The sequence below is a fragment of the Pseudoalteromonas fuliginea genome (assembly GCF_000690055.1).
GTDB lineage: Bacteria > Pseudomonadota > Gammaproteobacteria > Enterobacterales > Alteromonadaceae > Pseudoalteromonas > Pseudoalteromonas fuliginea.
This window is the reverse complement of sequence record NZ_JJNZ01000284.1, coordinates 1-367: the sequence shown is the minus strand read 5'-3', so window position 1 is coordinate 367 and position 367 is coordinate 1. Positions and strand designations below refer to the sequence as shown.

The 367-nt window shown below is 50.7% G+C and carries 1 protein-coding gene; it reads right to left on the bottom strand.

Going from position 1 to position 367, the window contains the following annotated elements; translation table 11 throughout:
• The coding region (locus tag DC53_RS22320) for a hypothetical protein (protein ID WP_033032813.1) at positions 1-367 on the bottom strand (367 nt) is incomplete at both ends.

Genomic DNA, 367 nt, shown 5'->3' with positions numbered 1-367 from the left:
CACACTCCCCTGCTCAAACTTCACAGATCCAAGCGGAGTCAACACAGCGCTAACATCCTCAAGCGCATCAGTTGTTACAGTAATGCGATACTCATCACCAACCAGAGAAAAAGAAACACCACGTGAGCGAGGCTTGCCGTCGAAGTCGGCCACAGATGCAGTGAGTTGATCGGAAGTCAAGCGCTCAATACCGCCTGCATTCGGCACAGCAAAATACAAATCACCACCAGACCAAGACACGCGACCATCAATGTAAGTTAAGTTGGTGATGCCCGTAGTTTCATTGGCAAAAACACCAGAGAATATTTGATAACCAGGCGGGTAACTTGCTGGTGTCGCGCTAGGCAGCGGCTGAGAGTCGTCAGGC